The sequence below is a fragment of the Paracoccus sp. (in: a-proteobacteria) genome (genome assembly GCF_046462195.1).
Classification (GTDB): Bacteria; Pseudomonadota; Alphaproteobacteria; order Rhodobacterales; family Rhodobacteraceae; genus Paracoccus.
In genome coordinates, this window is sequence record NZ_JBKGUN010000088.1 from 1 (window position 1) to 19,598 (window position 19,598).

The 19,598-nt window shown below is 57.1% G+C and carries 14 protein-coding genes and 3 pseudogenes; 5 read left to right on the plus strand and 12 right to left on the minus strand.

Annotated elements, in window-relative coordinates; genetic code table 11:
• The 10 genes and pseudogenes from ACLHHB_RS05740 to ACLHHB_RS05785 all read right to left on the minus strand — a co-directional run.
• A pseudogene (locus ACLHHB_RS05740) lies at positions 1–184 on the minus strand (IS5/IS1182 family transposase); the annotation flags it as partial.
• Between the two features lie 172 nt (positions 185–356).
• Positions 357–1,550, minus strand: coding sequence for a glycosyltransferase family 2 protein (locus ACLHHB_RS05745; RefSeq protein WP_410217325.1), 1,194 nt, complete (start codon positions 1,548–1,550; stop codon positions 357–359).
• A gap of 551 nt (positions 1,551–2,101) precedes the next feature.
• Positions 2,102–3,217, minus strand: coding sequence for a glycosyltransferase (locus ACLHHB_RS05750; RefSeq protein WP_410217326.1), 1,116 nt, complete (start codon positions 3,215–3,217; stop codon positions 2,102–2,104).
• A 20-nt stretch (positions 3,218–3,237) separates the two neighbouring features.
• Entirely contained in the window at positions 3,238–4,146 is a 909-nt protein-coding gene (locus tag ACLHHB_RS05755; protein ID WP_410217327.1) for a hypothetical protein, read from the minus strand.
• 320 nt (positions 4,147–4,466) lie between these two features.
• Positions 4,467–5,333 carry a glycosyltransferase gene (locus tag ACLHHB_RS05760; RefSeq protein ID WP_410217328.1) on the minus strand — a complete coding sequence of 289 codons (867 nt, stop codon included), beginning with the start codon at positions 5,331–5,333 and terminating at the stop codon, positions 4,467–4,469.
• A complete protein-coding gene (locus tag ACLHHB_RS05765) occupies positions 5,330–6,868 on the minus strand; it encodes a lipopolysaccharide biosynthesis protein (protein ID WP_410217329.1) in 1,539 nt (512 codons plus the stop codon). Before ACLHHB_RS05765 ends, ACLHHB_RS05760 begins: the two co-directional genes overlap by 4 nt.
• A gap of 760 nt (positions 6,869–7,628) precedes the next feature.
• Positions 7,629–10,382: a PAS domain S-box protein gene (locus tag ACLHHB_RS05770; protein ID WP_410217330.1), complete on the minus strand. Its 2,754-nt coding sequence runs from the start codon at positions 10,380–10,382 to the stop codon at positions 7,629–7,631.
• A gap of 327 nt (positions 10,383–10,709) precedes the next feature.
• The gene (locus ACLHHB_RS05775) at positions 10,710–11,588 is read right to left on the minus strand and encodes an ATP-binding protein (RefSeq protein WP_410217331.1); all 879 of its coding nucleotides are present in this window, start codon (positions 11,586–11,588) and stop codon (positions 10,710–10,712) included.
• Positions 11,589–11,695: 107 nt separating this feature from the next.
• Entirely contained in the window at positions 11,696–12,070 is a 375-nt protein-coding gene (locus ACLHHB_RS05780) for an ATPase domain-containing protein (RefSeq protein WP_410217332.1), read from the minus strand.
• A complete protein-coding gene (locus ACLHHB_RS05785; protein ID WP_410217333.1) occupies positions 12,015–12,866 on the minus strand; it encodes an ATPase domain-containing protein in 852 nt (283 codons plus the stop codon). Before ACLHHB_RS05785 ends, ACLHHB_RS05780 begins: the two co-directional genes overlap by 56 nt.
• A 274-nt stretch (positions 12,867–13,140) precedes the next feature.
• On the opposite strand from ACLHHB_RS05785, the gene ACLHHB_RS05790 reads away from it, so the two are divergent.
• The 5 genes and pseudogenes from ACLHHB_RS05790 to ACLHHB_RS05810 all read left to right on the plus strand — a co-directional run bounded on the left by ACLHHB_RS05790 (position 13,141) and on the right by ACLHHB_RS05810 (position 16,302).
• The gene (locus ACLHHB_RS05790; protein ID WP_410217334.1) at positions 13,141–13,497 is read left to right on the plus strand and encodes a response regulator; all 357 of its coding nucleotides are present in this window, start codon (positions 13,141–13,143) and stop codon (positions 13,495–13,497) included.
• A 565-nt stretch (positions 13,498–14,062) separates the two neighbouring features.
• A pseudogene (locus ACLHHB_RS05795) lies at positions 14,063–14,272 on the plus strand (PAS domain-containing protein); the annotation flags it as partial.
• Positions 14,269–14,391, plus strand: coding sequence for a hypothetical protein (locus tag ACLHHB_RS05800; RefSeq protein WP_410217335.1), 123 nt, complete (start codon positions 14,269–14,271; stop codon positions 14,389–14,391). The pseudogene ACLHHB_RS05795 and the gene ACLHHB_RS05800, both read left to right, overlap by 4 nt.
• A gap of 409 nt (positions 14,392–14,800) precedes the next feature.
• Positions 14,801–15,184, plus strand: a pseudogene (locus ACLHHB_RS05805) (PAS domain-containing protein); the annotation flags it as partial.
• Between the two features lie 890 nt (positions 15,185–16,074).
• Positions 16,075–16,302: a hypothetical protein gene (locus ACLHHB_RS05810; protein WP_410217336.1), complete on the plus strand. Its 228-nt coding sequence runs from the start codon at positions 16,075–16,077 to the stop codon at positions 16,300–16,302.
• Between the two features lie 200 nt (positions 16,303–16,502).
• Here the strand turns inward: ACLHHB_RS05810 and ACLHHB_RS05815 are convergent, their stop codons facing one another.
• Positions 16,503–16,670 carry a hypothetical protein gene (locus tag ACLHHB_RS05815; RefSeq protein WP_410217337.1) on the minus strand — a complete coding sequence of 56 codons (168 nt, stop codon included), beginning with the start codon at positions 16,668–16,670 and terminating at the stop codon, positions 16,503–16,505.
• 1,024 nt (positions 16,671–17,694) lie between these two features.
• The gene (locus ACLHHB_RS05820; protein WP_410217338.1) at positions 17,695–18,681 is read right to left on the minus strand and encodes a siderophore-interacting protein; all 987 of its coding nucleotides are present in this window, start codon (positions 18,679–18,681) and stop codon (positions 17,695–17,697) included.
• Between the last annotated feature and the right edge of the window lie 917 nt (positions 18,682–19,598).

The following is a 19,598-nucleotide window of genomic DNA, read 5'->3' on the forward strand; positions in this document are numbered from 1 at the left end:
TTCCCGAGGGTCTTGGCCGGGTCCTGTTCCCTGGGCGCATCGCACCACCCCGACCCGTTGCGATGGATGAAGATGATGCCGCTGAGCACCCGTCGATCATCGACGCGCACCTTGCCGAGCCTTTCGGACAGAAGGCTGTCAAACGCTCCATCTGCGCAGCGCTCAGCCAGTGAAGACGGCTCATGGAGCAGGTCTCCCGGTGGAGCCCGAACCATGTCAAACGCTCAGAAACAACAGGCTGGCAGACTAAACCTTACAAAAAACCCAATGTGCTTTGGAATAAGCCGTCCCAGTTAATGTAAATGCCAAAGGGTTAACTTGATCATTGGCATTCTGCAAAGTTTTAACCCCTATATTCAAAAGGCTTTTCCTTCAAGGCCACCGCCCTTGCTGCCAAGTTGCCTGACTGCTGCGGTCAGAGGCCGCATCTGCAACTGGAAGCGCATCACTTGCCACATCCGCCGCCAATGACGCGACTTGAAAGCGGCCCGTCCGTACCACAGGGAAGAGCGGCTTATCACGCTTGTAATCTCCGGCCCCGGTGATGGCATGTTGGCTAGGGATGCCAGCTCTGAACGGACTTTTCGGCATGTAAATAATTCAGGTGCACCTATCGCAGAATTAGGACTTCGCGCAAGCATCTCACGCTCGATCACTGAAAGCGGCGAGGGGCTCATTGCCGACGCTTCTTGCCACGCTGAAATGGCCTCAGGCCACATCCGTTGTCGTGCTAGAACGCAGCCTCGCTTGATGCGTGCTGCACGAGAATGTAGAGCCGCGGGCAGCAACGCAAGATCCCTTTGGGCAATCATCTCGTGATCAGGCAGACTTTCGAGCAGGCGAGTGAAAATTATTCGATTGAAGGCCGCCCACCTGTCAGAATTTTCGGACGCAGAGAAGCTTTCGGCTGCTGTGCCTCTTGTTCCCGCATGTTCTCTGTGAAGGAAAACAGTATCCGCTAGCTGAAGGCCTCGGAAGCGCCGCGCTATCCGCAGGATCATCTCGTAATCCTGCGACCGCACTAGCGTGGTGTCAAAGGGACCGACAGCCTCATAAACGCTGCGGCGGACCATAAGCCCCGGCTGAAAGATGTGGCAGCCTTCGAGAAGATCAGGAAAGATTTGCTCAGGCGCGGAAACCCGCATGTAGCCAGGCTCTCTGGTGGTCATCCTTCCGTCAAGAAGGCTGATTTCGAAATCGATATGCCGGCCTGCACAAAAGCCAAGGCCAAGGTCAGCTTCCAGAGGACGGGACAAGGTCATGCAGGCATCGGGAAGCAGGAGGTCATCATCATCTACAATCCAGACGAAATCGCCTGTTACCATTTTAAGCGCCATGTTGAGAGCAGACGCTTTACCTTGGTTTTCAGTCCTTATGATACGCAGCGAATCGTAGCGAGCAAGAACTTGGGAGGTCCCGTCCGTGGAGCCGTCGTCAATTACAAGGATTTCATCCGGCTTCCGGGTTTGAGCCAAAAGGCTATCAATCGTTTCTTCGATCAGTCCGGCGCGATTGTAAGTTGGAAGAATAACACTGATGCTGTGGTTCATGTGAGTTTCTTTTGCCGGCAAGCTTATGACAGGAGGGGGTATGCCCTCGAAGCGCATTAAGAGACAGAGCGTTTACAAATAGCGTATTCAAAGAGCATCGATAACAATATTGGTCAAACCTCCCGACATGCTCTGCCTATCGGGGATACGTTCCCAGTATGCTTGAGGAACTTTTGGTTTGTAAGTTATCTAAATCGGCAGGTCCAAGAGGATAACTCAACTTTTTCAAAAAATAATAATGATTAGTGGGGTGGTTTAGTTTGTATAAAGACTGCAGACAGGCCCGAACATGACGAGCTTAGTTTTAGGATAGGAATTTTTTTTGCAAAGCCTAGCTCTGGCAGCCAGAAGAGGTTTCGTCAAAATCAGCACTTCGTTTTACATCGTTTCCGACAAACGAGTTCCAGAACGAGAAGTTTGAACATGTCTGTCCAACTAGCCGAGCTTGGCCGTCAATGATGCTGTATAAAGGCCGATCTACATCTTTACCTGTTTCCGAACTTTAAGGCTCATCAGAATGATCTAGTGTGCCACGGCATGTGGCGCCGAGCTTAAACCGGCCCTTCAAGACGGCTGACCGGCCTCATGTCGACCGACGCAATGGCATGTATCATTGTGTTTTCATGTGCCTTCACTTGGCGATCAGGATCGAGCTCCGGCCGGCTGACGGAGGCGAGGGCAGCCTTGCTCAGTTCGCAATAAACGGCCTCATCGCCATGAATCCGATCCAAGGCAGCTGCCCACATCTCTGGCTTCGCATTGGCGTCAAGCAGGATGCCTCCTCCTCCTACCGCTTCCGGGATTCCACCACGCGTTGATGCAAGAACAGGGATGCCGCTCACCTGCGCTTCATTGACAACGCGTCCATAGGCCTCGTCCCACTGGCTTGGCACGAACAGGATGCGGCAGTCCTTGTAAATGTCACGCATGTCCGAGCAGAACGGCCGATATGAAACATTGGGCAGCGCAAAGATACTGGGGTCTACGGGCGTCCCATCCTCATCGAAGCGGGGAAGATCACCGACAAAAGTGAACGGGATATGAGGGCACATCCTTGCCACTTCGTGTCCGGTACGAAGGCCTTTTCGAAAGATCGGATTAATAAATACAACACGGCGCCTGCTGCTGTTCACCTTGTACTGGCCGAGGGTCATATACGGATAGATGACTTGCGCATTGGCACCGTAGCGTTCCTGGTAAGTCTTGGCGGTGAACCTGGAATTGGCGACGAGAGGAAGGTCGATGACCTCGCGAAAATCCCCCTTGTGCCACTCTTCCTCGATGTCGTGGACCTGGATGATGATGGGCAATTCGAGCCTCCGGGCACTACGCACGACCGGAACCACAGCCCCTCCCATGACCACGATGATGTCAGGTTTTTCTAAACCGACAACGGCCTCCAGCGTGTCGGCCGGTTTCCATGATCGCCACACAGGATAAGACAGGTGCGTATCGCGCGAAGCGTTCACGCCTGATAGCCTCTTGCGTGTGGCCATGTCGAGCCGGCACCGCAGACTCAGAAAATCGGTGGCCTTGCGAAATCCTGAAAGAACACTGACATCATGGTTCAGAGACCTAAGGCCCAAACACAGTTGATGAAGTGTATTGGCCATGCCGCCATAGGATTGAGGCATGTAGTAATGCGTGTTCACAAAAAGAATTTTCACGGTTGCCGTTTCTGCTCTGGTCAGGATGCGTGAGTTGCGTCTGGAGCGAAGGTCTTGACCAGCTTTCGCAGCATGCGCTTTTTCAGACGCTCTGCTTGGTAGGCCGCGTTGATGTAGGCTTTCTTGCGGCGGCCGACTTTTTTCCCAGCTATCAGTTCTTCTTGGGCAACAAGATAAGCAGGATGGTTAATCCAGTCGCCACAGAAATGGCAGATAGCGGGTGCAACATGGCAATCTTCCTTGATGAAGTGACAGGACCCATCGATGACATCGAGGTGAATTGGTCCATGTGAGTTCAAAGGGGTTCGCATCAGATAGCCGCCGTCGTCATAAAAATCCGTCGCCTGCATTTTTGACAAGGCAAGACCAAGAAGGGTTTCCTCGCCGGGACCGGACCTGTCAAAGTCAAGTATGCCGAGCTCATCAGCCCGCTTGTTGATGTCATGGGCTGTTGCAAAAACCTTGCTGGCGAACGTGCTCTTGCGGTAAAAGTACACGCCGCCGTTGAATTTGGGAAAGGGCGTCCCCTCCAGCGTTTTGATTGCGTACCCGACATCGCGGATCCAGAGGTCTCGGTCACCCTCCTGCAGGAACCTGTTTACGACGGGGCTGAAGTCATATCGGCGAATTTCCTTAAGCTGTTCATGGAACGGCCTCGCCACGATGCAGTCGGAGTCAATAAACAGCGTCTCCTCGAAAGGCGAGTAATGATAAAGATCCGCTTTGAGCAGCGTTCCAGCGACTTCCACAGGGTTGATCGGAACGGCAATGTCGAAAAGGGGACCGACATCAGTCCTGTCAGTGACGATTGCAATACGAAATCCTGGCATGTGTCGCCGCAAGGAGCGCGCAAGAGCCTGCGCTTGGTGGAAATACTTATCTGCGCCGAAAGCCATTGTTATAATGCCAATGTTCGTTAGGTCTTTCATGCTCTCGAACTCTTTTCCTTAAATCTGTGGACCTGATATCATCGATTGGCTCCAGCGGATTTTTACTTCATTTTTCACTAGAATAAAAATACGCTTTCCAATATTTTTGCCCACGCAAGGCAATAACTATTTGTTCTTCAAGCTTGATACTTAATATTAAAGGTTGCGTGTCCTTCGAGGCCTTTTGTAACGCGTTGATATGGTTGTTCCGATCGTATCAACCGGCTTTTCGGCCAAACGGTCTTTCAGATGAAGCGGAGGAAACCTTAGAAAACGGAGCGCAATTGCACACCTATATGACGATCAAGATGTCTGTCCGATCATCTTGCTTCTTCTATGAAGCCAAAATGCGCCTCCATGGCCTTGATCTGCTCGTCGTTACCGGATCCGTGGAGGTTGTCATTGCACAAGGCCACTTGCTGTGTGGACGGCCATTCGATCACGTCGAACCAGTCCCGTCCTCGAAGGTGCTGCAGGCCTGCGCGCTTGGCCATCCAGAAGAACCAGATGTCATCGCCCTGCGGGCAAAATCGCATGAAGTCCTCTCGGTTGGAGACTTCTTCATGAAAGGCCCGCGGAGGATAAAGGATGCCTCCGACCCCGGTCGGGAACATGAGGTGTCGATTGGTCGGGGTCTGCCGCTTGCTGGTGGCCAGTTCCCATCGAGTATAAGGTTTGAAGCTGCCGTCCGGGTTGAGCTCTGCCATGTGGACACGCCCGCCAACAACCGCCCTTGGGTTCCTTGCTGCAATGCTGACCAGGCTATCCAACCAGTTGGGTGGATAATAAACGTCGTCATCTGCGGTCACTAGATAGTTGTCTGCAAATTCATCCAGACTAGGGATCAGCTTCTTGTAGGAGCGGATGTCCTGACAGGTCCGGATCGAGAGCCCATGCGCCTGCAACTGCACAACCTCAGCAGGAAGAGCTTTCTCGTCGCCGTATGCGACCCACAAGACGATGCGATCTGCGGCGACCGTTTGATCGATCAGACTGCAGATCGTTTTCGCCAAGTGATGAAAGCGAAGAGGATAGGACGTAAGGGTAATCGATAGCGGCACCCCCAGCCCGTGGGGCTTCTTGGTCCTGACATGCGGAAATTGTCCAACCTTGCGATGTGCCCGGTTCCTCAGCCAGGACATCCGCGTAGCCCGCAGCGCGAGCTTGGCTCGGTAGGTCCCTATCATTGGGCGTCTCCTTCGGGCTTATCAAGCTGCACGTGTTTTCGCCGCCCAGCAGTGCCTCTGATACCGCTCAGAATCTTGAAACCCTCCACCTCTGCCGAGTTGGGCATGCCGCTGGCCAGCCACGCGGCAGCGAGGGCTGAGACATAAGCGGCAGCTCCGGCCACAATGAGAAGCACGAGCGCAGCCAGACCCGCGCCGCTGCTTACAAACAGGCGCGGCGCAAGGATATAGGTCAGGCCTGCAAACATGAACACCGAGGCGACAAGAGGACGGATAACGACACCAGCCTGACGAGCGAGTGTGATCCCAGTCATCTGCCGGATCAGGATCATGTTCCATGTAACGTTGACGAGGCTGGCGACGCCCCGTCCAAAAATCGCCCCCATCACAGCGGCAAAATCGCCACCCATCTGCCACCCTGCCACTAGTCCTGCGATCATCAGGGGCGTGCGGACAGACAAGGCACGCAGTTCGCGACCGAACATCGCCCTTGTGCGTCCCAATGCCATTGCCAAAGGTTGATACCCTTCGCACGACTCAAATGCCATGATCAGCGCAAGCGCCTGAATCATCGGCACCGCGGGAAGCCACGCCTCCCCCAAAAGCAGGTGAACCACGGGTTCTGTCACTGCAGCAAATCCGGCTCCTATCGGCAAGGCCAGAAGGCATAAAAGTCCTTGCGCACGCAGATAGGCCGCGCTGAGGCGCGCCATGTCGGTCTTGATGCGCGAAAAGGCAGGAAAAAGCGTCTGTCGGACAGGGCCGAGGCCTTCGCGTATGGGCATACCAGCCAAGTTGTCCGACATCGAATACTGGCCAAGTGTCGAAGCAGGAAGGACAACACCAAGGATCAACGGATCCGCGCGCCAGTTGATCATCTGGATTGTCTTGCTGAAGGTCAGCCATACCGAGAAAGACAGCAACTCGCGATGGCTCCGCAAACCGATCCTGGGCCGATAGGGAGCCAGGACATAGGACAGAATGCAGCGCGCGATGCCCGCTGCCGCACCGCCAATGATGAGCGCCCAATAGTTCTGCAGAACAAGCGCAGCAACGGTCCCCACGACGAAACCTGCGAGTTTTTCTGTCACACTGAGGGCAAACTCTTGTCGGAAGACAAGATTCCGTTGAAAGACGACCAGCCGCGGACTCTGCAAACCTCCAATAAGCGTCGTCGCCGCAAGAAAGAGAAGGACGTTGACCAGACGTGGGTCGCCGTATGCGCTTGCAACAGGATAGGCGCTGGCACCGATCAGCAGGCTTAGCAAAATCGACCGCGCGTTGTTGAGCGTCCAAGCCGTGTCATAATGATGATCCTGCGGATCGTCGTGCTGCACAAGCGCCTGTGCAAGCGACAGTTCGGTGACAGAGGCTATCACCATGGTGACCGCACCGGCGATCGCGACAAGCCCAAAGTCCTCGGGCGTGAGGAGACGGGCAAGGATGAGTGTACTCATCAGGCCAATGAGCGTCACGAAAAGCCTGGCCATTGCAATCCAGGAAGCGCCCTTCATGACGAGGCTGCTATTGCTCATCTTCCAGCCTTATTGTCGTCATTGTTTCTTCACTTCTTAGAGCGCCCTGCACGGGACCTCCGCTTTGCCGGTTCATCTCTCGCGCCCTGATTTCCGAAAGCACAAGATGATCGCCTGACGTTGCCTGCGATGCTCAAGCCAGTACAGACTGGCGTTTGCGGTTAAAGGAACTGGCTCTCGATTTCCTGCCGAAGCAAGAGGGCAGAATGAGGCCTGATGCTGCCGCCGACTCATCTCGATGGCCTTACTGGTGAATAAAATAACAGCGTCTTGCTAACCTTCGTTTGAATGCACGAATACCTGTTCTTTCGCACAGGTAGCCTACACATTTGCGCAAGAGGCGTGGCAAAGCGTTTACAATGCTTTCGATAATCAAGAGAGGAAGCCAATGCCTGCACGAGACAGCCAAGCTCCGTGCATCTTCTAGCAAAAAGAGTGCGGGGATCCGCTGGCCGGACGCCTGCACCTTCAACATAAAGCATTTTAGCGGCGCAGCTGATTTTCTTGATCATGAAATCATTCATCGATCATTGTCCAAGCGATCCTACTGCCTGCCGTTGCTTAGGAGCTTGCCGAAGTCACGGAACGGAAGGGGCTGGACTTCTGCACCTTCGAAAGCCGTTCACAATGCTCTTGATCCTAACGGATCTCCGGCAAATTTCCACCACATATGTTTCTGGATGACCGCAATCCACCAGGAGTCTCGACCTCCAGAACATGACAATGGGCAATCATCCGGTGCTGCAGGTTGCTCTGTGCTTTACCGCCTCATGACGCTTTCGATCGCGGCCTGCAACTGATGTTGCTGATAAGGCTTGGCCAGTTTTGGAAGCCTAAGGTCGTCATCACCGGGCAATTCGGCATACCCGGTGGCAAGCAGGATCGGCAGTTCCGGAAAAAGCTGTCGTGCGGCAGTAGCCAGTTGACCGCCATTCATCCGGGGCATGGAAAAATCGGTGATGAGCAGATCGAACGCCGGTTCGGCATGAAGGATTTCCAGCGCCTTTGCGCCGGAATACGCTGATGTCACGACATGGCCAAGGTCTTCAAGCATGTCAACGCTGCTCATGGAGATCAGGGCATCATCATCAACCGTCAGGATGCGCAGCGATCGGTGGTCGGGGCCCGATGCAGGCTCGGCCACGAGGAGATCGTTCTGCCGATCGGCAACATCGGTCGCAGGAAGCCACAGTTCGGCAACCGTGCCTTGACCGACCTGACTCTCCAGATGCAGCTTGCCATTCAGCTGAAGGGCCAAGCCATGGATCATCGACAATCCGAGGCCGCTTCCCTTTCCGATCCCCTTGGTCGAAAAGAAGGGCTGCGTTGCCTTTTCCAAGGTTTCCTTGTCCATTCCCTGCCCGCGATCCGCGACGGTCAAGCAGACATAGCCATGAGATGAGCCCTGGGGATCATCCTGTGGCAGACGATGATCGACGGTCACCGTGATGATGCCGCCTTCAGGCATCGCATCCCGTGCGTTGAGGACAAGGTTGAGCAGGGCCAGGTCGAACTGGTTGTCGTCAACAAGTGCCAGAGGGACCTGCCGCGCAAGATCCAGCCTCAACTCAAAGGAATCGCCGACTGATTGGCGCAGAAGATCTTCTGCACTCTCCACAAGCCGCGTCAGGCTGCGCGGCTCGATCTTCAGATCCTGTCGTCTTGCAAAGGCGAGCATGCGCTGTGTCAGGGTCGCGCCACGCTGTGCGCCTTGCATGGCTCCCTCGATCAGTCGCGTCGTCCTTGCGTCCCCTGCCAGCCGCTTCGACAGCAGTTCCAGGTTGGACATCACGGCGGTGAGAAGATTGTTGAAGTCATGCGCAACCCCGCCTGTCAGCTGCCCCAGTGCTTCGAGCTTCTGGCTCTGACGGAGCGCGGTCTGCGCCTGTTCCAGTTCTTTCTCGTGGGCCTTGGCTTCGGTGAAATCCCGCCCCACGGCAATAAAGCTCATGTCATTGGGATCCGGCACGACCGTCCAGCCGATCGGCTTGTAATCGCCGGTACTGGTCAGGATGCGGTTCTCGAACCGGACGGATGCCCCGGTCTCTCCCATTCGTGCAAGGGCGGCCAAGGTGGGCGGCGCGTCATCCGGATGCATGAAATCGGAATAAGGGCGGCTGAGAAGCTCGGCGTCCGTGAACCCAAGCACGCGACTCCAGGCGGGACTGACGGACAGCATCATCCCGCCATAGTCCGCCCGTGCCAGCATGTCCGCCGACAGGTTCCACAGCTGGTCCCGCTCTGCTGTCCGTGCGGCAAGCTCTGCGTCGCGCTCACGTTCGGCAGTGACGTCGCGCCCGGTGCAATAGACCAGCCCGTCTTCCGGCACCCCGACCCAGGATATCCAGCGATAGCCTCCGTCCTTGCACTGACAACGGTTTGCGAACTGAATGACCGGCTGCCCTGTCTGCGTCAGGACAAAGGCATCCCGCGTAGGCTCGACGTCGTCGGGATGCAGCATCTCCCAGATCGACTTGCCTTCCACTTCGGCCTCGGACCAGCCAAGCGTCTTGGTCCAAGCAGGGTTGAAGGTCTCGATGTCGCCCTGAAGACTCAGGGCACCCATGAGGTCGGGGCTGATCTGCCAAGTGCGGCCGCGGGCCAGTGTCCGCTCGATGACCTGACGCTCCAGATCCGCATTCAGCCTTCGCAGAGCGGCTTCGCTGGCCCTGAGGTCAGCGACTGCACTGACCCGCTCGATATGTGCCCATGACCGATCGGTGACTTCGCGCATCAGGCCCAGTTCTTCATCCGTCCAGACCCGTGGCTCCCGGTCATGGATGGCCATCAGGGCTGTCAGGCGGCCGTTCTTGACAAGCGGCATGCAGATCGTGGCAGCGATCCCGATGCTTTGGAAGGTGGCAGCCTCCTCGGGGAGGAGCTCCCGTTGAGTGTCATTGACGATCAGCGGTTGCCCATGCCCAAGGTTCTGCACCGCCCGCCGCCCGAAAGCCGCGAGGCTGTAATGCCCCACAATACCTGTTGATCCGGGGGCTGCCCAGTCACCACGGATCGTGAAGCCGTCCTGGTCCTCATCCATGTCGGCATAAGCGCAGACGGACAGCCCAAGATGTTCCCCCAGCATTCGCGTGGTCGTCGCCAGTATGGCATCGGCGCTGTTCAGCGGTCCAGTCGCCGCACTCAGTTCATCAAGAAAGCGCAGTCTCGCCTCGCTGGTCCTCAGGGCACTTTCGGTCAGGATATGCGAAGTCGTTTCCACAACCGTGCAGAAGACTCCGGCGATCGCGCCGTCGTCATCGTGAACCGGCGAATAGGAGAAGGTGAACCAAGCCTGCTCCTCATAGCCCTGACGGTGCAATGTCAGAGACAGGTTCTCATAGAAGACCGCTTGGTTGCACAAGGCTGCATCGATCATTGGGGCAATGTCGGTCCAGATCTCGTGCCAAACCTCATTCATACGCCGTCCCAGAGCGGCAGGGTGCTTGGCACCCAGGATCTCGGCATAAGCGTCGTTGTAAAGAAGACCCAGTTCAGGACCCCAAGCCAGGAACATGGGGAACTTCGAACCAAGCATCAGCCCGTTGACGCTGCGAAGGGCAGAGGGCCATACCTCGGGCCGTCCAAGCGGGGAAGCGGACCAGTCGCAGGCATCCATGAGGGAGCGGACGGTTGTCTTGCCCCACGCTGTTCCGGCTGAAGAAGGCTGCCGGTCTTCCACTATAAGCCGTCCTTCATTGCGATCATCCTTTTGCGTCCTTGCCTCGGCCTGTTTATTTTGCCGATGACGGTCAGTCGAGATGTTACGCTCGGGAACAGGTCGACACACACGATAATCCTGCCGGCCTCCTTTCGGGAGAACATCGTTCCTATTGCGTTGCGTTCAGCCTTGAGGCGCGGCCTTCATCACATTGGCGATCTCGATCTCGAGATCATCAAGCAGGTAGGGTTTCGCCAGTCTTGGCAGATCAAGCTCGACCCCGCTCGGCAGCTCGGCATAGCCGGTGGCCAGAAGGATCGGCAGATCGGGACGCAATGTCCGGGATGCCGCCGCAAGCTGGGCGCCATTCATCTTCGGCATGGAAAAGTCGGTGATCATCAAATCGAAGGGCTGTTCCGTTCTCAGAAGATCAAGGGCCGTCGGGCCTGAATGAGCCTCGGTGACCACGTGACCGAGATCCTCCAGCATCGCCACGCTTCCCATGGCAATCAGGAAATCATCGTCAACGAACAGGACCCGCAGCGGGCGCATTGTCTTGTCGAACTGGCTGTCCGAGGCTTCGGTTGCGCCGGAGACTTCCTCTTCCGTCACCGGCAGCCACAGTTCGGCGCGCGTTCCTTCGCCCGGCTTGCTGTGGAGCCGCAGGGCGCCGTTCAGCTGGATCGCAAGGCCATGGATCATCGACAGCCCCAGCCCCGTACCCTTCCCCAGTTCCTTGGTCGAGAAGAAAGGCTCAACCGCCTTCTTCAGCGTTTCGGCATCCATCCCCCAGCCCTCGTCGGACACGCTGAGGCAGAGATAGCGGCCTGCCGGCAGATCATCGGAAGCGGCAACACTGCCGCTACGCAGGGCGATCGCGATGACACCGCCATGCGGCATGGCATCCCGCGCGTTCACGACGAGGTTCAAGAGGGCGAGATCGAACTGATTGGCATCCACGGCTGCCATCGGCAGAAGGCGTTCAACATCGAATTGCAGGGCGATATCCTTCCCGACAGAACGATGAAGAAGATCGGCGGCACCGTCGACAAAGTCGGACAAGTCATGCGGAGCGACCAGAAGTTCCTGCCGACGGGCAAACGCCAAAAGCCGCTGAGGCAACGCGGCCCCACGTTGTGCTCCCTGTATCGCGCCGTCGATCAGGCGGCTCAGGCGCGGCCGACAAGCCCATGCTGCGCAACGGTCAGCAACGTGGTCGCGCCCCTGCGGTTGAGAAACTGAAGCAGTTCGTGGAGGTGGAGGATCAGAGAATGTTCTTCGGGCATCGACGCCTGATAGCCATTGAGGCTGTCGATGACGACAACCTTCGCCTCCAGCTTCTCGACATGATCGCGCACGCGGGCTGGGAATTTGCCGGGCGACAGTTCCGCCGCATCGACCTGTTCCACGAGCAGCCTTCCGTCGCCGCACAGCTTTTCGAGGTCTATACCCAGCCCCAGCATCCGGTCGAACAAAAGACCGAGTTCCTCATCGAATATGAGCAGCGCGGCTTTTTCGCCCCGGCTGATGGCCGCCACGGCCATCTGAGCCCTGCTCCAGCCCGCCGCCCAGCAGGGCATCAAGCGCCGGAACATTGCTCGACATGGGGGTGCGCGCGAACTTGGTTCGGTGCTCCAGCGCCACAAGGCGCGGAAAGACCTCGACGCCGCCAGCCCGGATGACCATGTCGTGATAGCCGCCGCGGAACGACTGTCCCCGGTACTTGGTGATCCGAAGCCGTCGCCGTTCGGCACCATAGGCCGGAGCAAGCTCCTCCAGCTGCACCACTCCGTGCACGATGCTATGGACCGTCTTGTCCGTGGCCTCCGACGTCAGGTCGTCCAGCAACAGGACGGTCGCACCCTGCCTGACAAAGTGATGCTTCATCGCAAGAAGCTGGCGGCGATAACGCAACGAGCTTTGGGCCAACAGGCGGATCTCCGACAGGCTGTCGATGACGATCCGGGAGGGACGGACCTCCTCGACTTTCTGAAAGATCGAGCGCGTGGCCTCCCCCAGTTCAAGGTCGGAGGAATAAAGCAGACTCTGCTGCTCCAGGTCCATCGCGCTTTCCGGAGGTGCAAGCTCGAAGACCTCGAAGTTTCCGTCAAGATCCCAGCCGTGAGACGCAGCCCCCGCCCGCAGCTCGGCCTCCGTCTCGGACAGGGTCACATAGAGGCCACGCTCGCCATTGTCGGTACCTTCAAGGAGAAACTTGATGGCGATCGTCGTTTTTCCGGTGCCGGGGCTGCCTTCCAGAAGAAACACATGTCCGCGTGCCAGCCCGCCCGCAAGAACATCGTCCAATCCTGCTACGCCCATCCGCGCTTTGGTGGTCATCCATCCCTCCCGGGCCGCCCCGCAGGCTCCCATTGTTCCATACATGTAGCAACACTGCGGGCGAGTGGACAGCCGTTGGCCACTCCATACGAGAATTTGCTGACCTTCGACCTGTCCATAGAACATATGTTCCCGACATGTGGCTCTTGAATCAGACCCGGAATGAACATTCCGTCATCTGAAGGAGGCGCGAGGCTTTGAAGGCTGGAACATGGACCCCCAGAAGCTGTTGACGGAGAGAAGCAATTGGAGATCCATCGTGGTTTATCGGATCATGATTGTAGAAGATGAATACTGGACCGCCATGGACATGGCCGCCACGATCGCGGATCGTGGAGCGGTTGTCGTGGGCCCGGTAGCCTCGCTCTCGGAGGCCATGGACCTCCTGCACGGCGACGGGCGACCTGATGCGGCCATCTTGGACGTGAATCTGCGCGGTACAGACATCTTTCCCTTTGCCGACATGCTGGTCCGGCACTGTATCCCTTTCGTCTTCGCGACTGGATATGACAAGGGCATCGTTCCTGAAAGATTTGAGCATGTGCCACATTTCGAGAAGCCTATGGCTGTTGCGGGCTGTATCGAAACGGCCCTGTCCTTGGCGGCCGGGCGAGGGGCGCAGCAGCAGTAGAGCGCTGCTGGCGGCAACCTTGGGATGCTCAGCATCCTTTCCAGGACCGCAAAGGGAGACAGCATGCCTGCAGGATACGATCTTGAGGAAAACTTTCTCAACGATCTCGACATGGGGTTCTGCATCCTCGAAGTTCTGTTCCAGCCGGACGGCAGGCTGTCGATCATCGCTTCCTGACGACCAACGCTGCCTGGAGCGCCAGGCCGGGCTGAAGGACGTGGAGGGGCGCTGCATCAGGGAACTCTCAACAGTGGTCAAGCAGGCGTGGTTCGGCGCTTTCAATCGCGTCGAGGCCACTGGCAAGCCGGAACGGTTCGAAATGGAAGCGGCAGCGTTCGGGCGCGGGTACGAATCCTATGCCTTTCCCGTCAGCCAGCCAGGAAGGCATCGCGTGGGGGGTGCTGTTCAACGACATCACCGCCTGCAAGGAACAGGAAACCGATCAGTGCCGCAGCAGGCAGATGTTCCAAGCGCTGGTCACGGCCGCGTACCTACACGGTCTTTCGCATGAGCGCGGACCGACGCGTCCTTTGCAAACTGGCAGCGAGAGCTTGGAGCGGACCTCCGACCCGATCGAGGATTGGCTGGACAGGATATCCTTCCGGAGGACGGTCCCGAATCGCTGGCGGCGATCCACCGGGCAGTCGCCACCAATTCGCTTTTCGAACTGGAACACCGGGTGCTGTTCGATGATGGCAGCATCGGGTGGATCCTGTCGCGGGCGGTTCCGCTGCTGGACGCGACAGGGAGATCTCCGAAGGGTTCAGGGCTTTGACCGATGTCACCGAGCGGAGAACCACTGTAGAGCAGTTGCGCAAGAGCGAGAAAAACCTGCGGCGCTTCGGCTCGGCATCATCGGTTATCCTCTGGATGCGCGACGCCGAACCCCCTTGACGGACCTATCTGACCCCGCCTTTGAAAGAGTCTATGGCCTTTCGTCCGAGCAGGCGCTGTCGTCCGGCAGTGATTTGACATGGCTTGAACGGACGGTACCCGAGGATCACGAGAAGGTATCGGAAGCCATGCAGCACGTTCGCAGAGATGAACGCAACACGTTCGGATAACAGGTTTGGTCCCCACAAGATGGAGAGATCCGATGGCTGCGCGACACGGCTTTTCCGATCATTGATGAAGCCGGCAGGGGGACCCTGATCGGTGGCATCGGGCAGGACGCGACCGAGGCTAGGCGCTCTCGGCAACAACTGGAACAGAGCGAGGAGAGGCTGAGGGTTGCGATTGAAATCGGCAAGATCGGGCTCTTGGGCCGGAATGTTCGCTCCGGAGCAGTGCATGGGTCGAACGACACTACTGGATGGAGGGTTACCAAGTGGACGAGCTGATGCTCAGCTATGATGCTTGGAGTTCGCGGGTGCATCCCTATAACCGGGAACGCACAGAAGGCGAACTTCGCCGAACTAGGGACGCGCATGACGAGTTCGATGCCGAGTTCCGCACGGTACATCCTGACGGTACCGTGCGCTGGCTTCGTGGACGCGGGCGGTACTTTCATGATGAAGCGGGGGAGGCCGCCCGCATGGTTGGAGCCATGGTCGACATGACCGAACGCCGAGAGTGGGAGGACCGGCAGAAGCTTTTTGTAGCCGAACTTCTGCATCACACCCGGAACCTGATGGAGGTTTGTCCGCTCCATTTCCGAAATGGCTGCTCGAACGAGCGCGTACCTTGAGGATTTTCGCCTGCGATTCCACGGACGCCTTGGCGGCCTTGGCGCAAATTCAGGGCCTGCTGTCGCGCCTGAATGAGCCTGACCGAGTCACATTCGACGAACCGGTCCAGAGCCAGATGGCAGCAGTGAATGGAAGGACCTCTCGTGTCATGCTCAGTGGTCCGAGAGGGTGGGCTACGGTCCTCCACCGTGCAATTGCTGGCCATGGACTTCATGAGCTTGTGACGAACGCGTTGAAGTAGGGCGCCCTGGGTCAATCTTCAGGACATTTGTTGATCCGCTGTCCATTCGAAGCCTCGGGCGAACTAAGCAAGCCTTGGCTGCACATTGATGGGCATGAAAGCGGTGAGGCAATACCGCTCCCCGGAACGGATCCGCAGGACGCTGGACAAGGTCGCAGTCTGATTGAGAAATCGCTGCCATATCAGCTGGGCGCCAAAACATGCTACCGTATCATGGCAGATGGCATCCATTGCTCCATGTCGTTTCCGGTATCGGCCAGCGCATGGCCAATTTCGCACCTTGGGCAGAAAAAGCTTCACCGGACAAGCGGACATCTGCTGCGACATGGCAGCCAGAGCAAGCTACCCACTCTCCCTAAGGCTTGCACGAAGCTAGCCTTCGACCTGAGACAGCAACATCCTGACTTTTAGGTTCTTTTGTATTTATGACGGGAGCTCTTTTAACGGGTGGGCTGCTGTTGGTCGGTCAGGTGCTGGAAGGACAAGGCTGCCGGGGCTGCTGCCACGCTTTCATGGTCCACGGGAAGAACGCATCACCATCTGCAGGACTGCATTCGGACAGATGCGGCTGGTGAGTGCGCCCCACCAAATTAGGCTGGTCAGCCATGACGCATTCCTGTCTAAAAGCCCGTTGCTCGTGTATCACCTTTGGCCGCCCGCAATGTTTCCAAGGCTCAAGCGAAAGAACTCAGCACCAGTGCTCAGGCGGCTCAACTGGCCGCTGCACTGTCCGAGCAGTTCGAGGCGGTTGCCGGCAACCGCAGAGCGATACTTCTAGAAGGTCAAAACCTTCAGATCTTCACCCTAGACAACACCGCCAACCCATTTGGCATGATGGCAGACAAGAAGACCGATAGTCTTCGGACGAATTCTTGAAGAGAATATACTGGCAGTTGTTCATTCTACCAATTTTTTAGGATTCGTGCCGCCAACTGCATCATGGTGGAAAAACGAAGTCGGGTTGTGGAAGCCTGCAGCCGGGCGATTTATCAGCTTGCAAAAGTTCTCTATCCTGTTTCGCACTGTGAACTTTCCCAACCGCGAGAAACTGCGGCCGTCGCCAGAATCCTGCTGTGCTATTCAGTGGGATCGCCGCTGGCGACGTCAGGCGTGGTCCTGCGATCATAACTCGGTTGTCGCGCAGTACTGTAGCGCTCGGCCGGCTGGTGATCCTTTCGCAGCGAAGGGCGCGTCGTCTGGTCCTTCTCCATGTCCATATCCGTGTTTGTGTCCTTGTCGGCCATCTTCACCTCCTGCGCCCTGCCACATGATCAACCGGTAAGCCGCGGTGTTGTTCCACCTGTGCGATTTGCCTTTTCGAGCTTGTCCGTCCAAGTGGATAATCCGCTTCGTCATGGTCGTGTGGAGGTACTTGCCGCCAATACTGCCACTCACTTTCCGTAGTCTTGCTGCGGCAGGACCACATTGAAAAGCCCACGCCGCAGCCGGCAGGCGGGGAAACACGCGGCGCCTCTGTAGAAGCCTGTTCGATGCACGGCAGATAAAAAAGGAAGGTCGGCAGCGGAAAAGCGTTTCGGATTTCATCAAAGAGAAGCTGCTCCTGATGGCGGCACTATCAGGAATATCGATGCAGGCCACCATTCCGGTGAAAACTTATCGAGTGGCTGCAAAGCCAGACTGCGGCCATGCCCTGCGCATTGATGGCGAGGGGAGGAATCATACTTTTCATCTGGAGGCGCAAGGCGGCCGGTCCGGCTTCAGCAGGGGCGCCGATTATAGAGTTGCCCCCAGAGCAACGGGCAGTTCCTGCCTGCAAGGATACTGCCTAGGATACCAGTTCGCACCAGCGGACAACTTGCGGCAAGGGTTGTAGGAGGGAGCCTGACCTTGGTAACATCCTGCCACCGCAGCTCATAATAATGACAGGATTGAAATAATCAGCACCTTGCAATGATCGCATCGTCGGCGCCCTCGGCTTGGTACAAAGGCATGCTGATCGTACCTTATCTGCGGTGCGTTAGGTTGTGAAACCTGATTATGATCCCTGCGTCGGCTCAGAATTCAATGCACGGCAGCTTGCTGAAAAGGCGGAGGGGGCCTCAGCCTTTCATGATGATTCCGATTGCGGCCTCATTGCTTGCTCTTCCGCCGCGGAAACGCTTAACCCATTCATAGATAGTCAAGGCCGAAGCAGGAAAATCTCTCTGCGCCTGCAGACAAGCTGAGGTCAGGGACAGGGCGCGCAGCCATGGCGAACCAGAGGAACATCCGGCAATGAGGCCAAGGAAACGCGGCATCGGCGCCCAGTCAGTCCCAGTAGGCTGCAGCCATGAAATCGCGCTTGGCAATGCCGCGGCCCAAAAGCTGCTGGCGCGCCGCGCGTGCAACAGGAGCATGGCCTGCGAACCACACATATCCGCCAGAAGGCCAAGATGTCTCTGTCAGCGCATTCAACAGGTCATCCGTCCGCCGGACATGGGGGTCATGGGCCAGCGCGCCCAAATCCTCCGACGATGCCTTGATGAAGGCCCGTACCTCGCCCAGTACGACAGCTGGCGCCAGTTCCAGGATCCGCGCGATGGCGGGCAAGGCTGTTTCGTCTCCGAACAGGGTCAGCGCCGGCGCGGCCGGGCACCAGCCCCCGCCGGGACCGACGATTGCAACTTCTTTGCCTTCGGCGTCCGACAATGCCCAATTGCAAGTGGGGCTTCCGTTATGGCGGAAGATTTCGAATTCCAGCCAATCCTCCGCTTGCGCAGCAACGGTATAAACAGGCCGGTGCAGTGCATCTGCCCCTTCGGGCCATGCTGTGCGACCCGAGGCGGCCACCCGAGGCCAGACCGCCGTGCGGCCGGACGGAGGCAGCAGCAACCGGAAATGCAGGGCCGTCTGCCCGAACCGAGAAGCATCCGGACCTTGCAGGCGAACGCGCAGGAAACCGGGGCTGCGTTGCCAGATGCGCGACACGCGCATGAGCGACAGACCTGGCGCCAGCGCACCTTCGTCAACGCGGTCCCATCTGACCTCCAACCCCGCCTCGGAAAAGATCTCGGTTGCAGTGTCCTGAAGATTGCCGATCAGACGCGCATCAGGTGCCAATAGCTCGACCCTTGCACTGTCCGGCTCAGCTACAAGGCGCAATTCGCACCCCCAGATCACAAGGGTGACACAACCGGGTGTTTCGACGATGGAAGCATCCCATGCGCTGGCCCGCGCCATCAAGGCAGCCGCAGCGGCACCCGAGGCGCGTGGAATGACTCCGATACGGCGGTGATGATGAGCAAGATGCGACATGAATTTGGTCCTTTCCAAGCACGCTTTGAAATAACCATGTTATTTTGTCAACTAAATGAATGAAAGGCTATTGTAGGAAGACATTGCGGTTGCCAGATCGGGATCTGGTTTCGCGTGGTTCGAACCAAGGTACTTGTTGGGTGGCGAATTTGCCGGTCGTTGTTTGCAGTTGAGGATGACAGATCATTCTGTGGCCAAAGGCGGTATGGCCATCCGTGGAAGGGTACTGATGCAAGGTGTGGCAGCATCGTGCGGCAACATGGGGTGCTGGTCGCTGTGCTCGACACGCATTCGCCTTTGGGACTGCGGCTGCTGACCAGCGATCCGCTGCCCACACCCTTGCACACGCCATTGGTTTGCAAGGAATCCTGAAACTCTACGGTTCGAATTTTATGGTTCAGCCTGGGCTGAACCAGAAGAACTTGCTCCATCAGCCGCTGATGCCTCTAGAAACTTAGTTTTGCACTGCGGTCGAACATCATCTGCCCGCGACTTGGCCCATAGTCGTAGCGCCGAAATTGACAGCCGTTCTCCGCCTTCCCAAATTCATCTTACAGCCGTTCCCGAAGATGATCATACCCAGACATTTGCATATCCAGATCTGCAATGACCTAGCCTGCTCCGGTTAGGCCACTGACAGCCTGCAGGCGAAATGAGCTGGGTTTGCCATGCAAGGTTCAGGGACATTGGTCGCCATCTGCTGATGATTGTAAGCAGATGGATAACCGTCTCTTCTGAGTTTCTGCAGCCTTCTTAACGTACCAGAAGGCTTGGTGGTCTGATCGGAAGATGGAGCAGCTGACGGGCTCGTGGGTGCTGCGAGTTACCTACAATGGGGATGATCATGATGGATTGTTTCAGGACACAATGCTCAATGTTGTCGGAACATATCACTCATTGGTCGAATCGATATAAAA

What these genes read in the sequence shown, in the direction of transcription:
- ACLHHB_RS05745 (WP_410217325.1), bottom strand. Translation starts at nt 1,550, where the DNA reads ATGAACCACAGCATCAGTGTTATTCTTCCAACTTACAATCGCGCCGGA.
- ACLHHB_RS05755 (WP_410217327.1), bottom strand. Translation starts at nt 4,146, where the DNA reads ATGAAAGACCTAACGAACATTGGCATTATAACAATGGCTTTCGGCGCA.
- ACLHHB_RS05760 (WP_410217328.1), bottom strand. Translation starts at nt 5,333, where the DNA reads ATGATAGGGACCTACCGAGCCAAGCTCGCGCTGCGGGCTACGCGGATG.
- ACLHHB_RS05765 (WP_410217329.1), bottom strand. Translation starts at nt 6,868, where the DNA reads ATGAGCAATAGCAGCCTCGTCATGAAGGGCGCTTCCTGGATTGCAATG.
- ACLHHB_RS05770 (WP_410217330.1), bottom strand. Translation starts at nt 10,382, where the DNA reads ATGTTCCTGGCTTGGGGTCCTGAACTGGGTCTTCTTTACAACGACGCT.
- ACLHHB_RS05780 (WP_410217332.1), bottom strand. Translation starts at nt 12,070, where the DNA reads ATGGCCGTGGCGGCCATCAGCCGGGGCGAAAAAGCCGCGCTGCTCATA.
- ACLHHB_RS05785 (WP_410217333.1), bottom strand. Translation starts at nt 12,866, where the DNA reads ATGACCACCAAAGCGCGGATGGGCGTAGCAGGATTGGACGATGTTCTT.
- ACLHHB_RS05790 (WP_410217334.1), top strand. Translation starts at nt 13,141, where the DNA reads ATGATTGTAGAAGATGAATACTGGACCGCCATGGACATGGCCGCCACG.
- ACLHHB_RS05815 (WP_410217337.1), bottom strand. Translation starts at nt 16,670, where the DNA reads ATGGCCGACAAGGACACAAACACGGATATGGACATGGAGAAGGACCAG.
- ACLHHB_RS05820 (WP_410217338.1), bottom strand. Translation starts at nt 18,681, where the DNA reads ATGTCGCATCTTGCTCATCATCACCGCCGTATCGGAGTCATTCCACGC.